The organism is Citrobacter sp. wls827, assembly GCF_005280875.1.
Lineage (GTDB): Bacteria > Pseudomonadota > Gammaproteobacteria > Enterobacterales > Enterobacteriaceae > Citrobacter > Citrobacter youngae.
Window position 1 is genome coordinate 145,194 of the sequence record NZ_SZWR01000001.1, and the last position, 636, is coordinate 145,829.

The 636-nt window shown below is 52.7% G+C and carries 1 protein-coding gene; it reads right to left on the bottom strand.

Annotated features, from left to right (window positions below; translation table 11 throughout):
* Positions 1-11 precede the first annotated feature (11 nt).
* A partial coding sequence (gene sucB / locus FDX03_RS22895; RefSeq protein WP_129610054.1) for a dihydrolipoyllysine-residue succinyltransferase occupies positions 12-636 on the bottom strand: 625 nt, incomplete at its 5' end.

The following is a 636-nucleotide window of genomic DNA, read 5'->3' on the forward strand; positions in this document are numbered from 1 at the left end:
ACTCTTATTAACTACACGTCCAGCAGCAGACGCGTTGGATCTTCCAGCAACTCTTTAATGGTTACCAGGAAGCCTACTGACTCACGACCATCGATCAGACGGTGGTCATAAGACAGCGCCAGATACATCATCGGTAGGATTTCAACCTTGCCGTCTACCGCCATCGGCCTGTCTTTGATGGCATGCATACCCAGGATGGCGCTCTGCGGTGGGTTGATGATCGGCGTGGACATCAGGGAACCGAACACACCACCGTTAGTGATGGTGAAGTTACCGCCCGTCAGATCTTCAACCGTCAGCTTGCCGTCGCGACCTTTGACTGCCAGTTCTTTAATATTTTTCTCGATGTCTGCCATACCCAGCAGATCCACATCGCGCAGGACCGGCGTTACCAGACCACGTGGCGTGGAGACCGCCATGCTGACATCAAAGTAGTTGTGATAAACCACGTCATCGCCGTCGATGGACGCGTTCACTTCCGGATAGCGTTTCAGCGCTTCAACAACCGCTTTCACGTAGAAAGACATAAAGCCCAGACGGATACCGTGACGTTTCTCGAACGCGTCACCGTACTGCTTACGCAGATCCATGATTGGCTTCATGTTGACCTCGTTAAACGTGGTCAACATGGCGGTG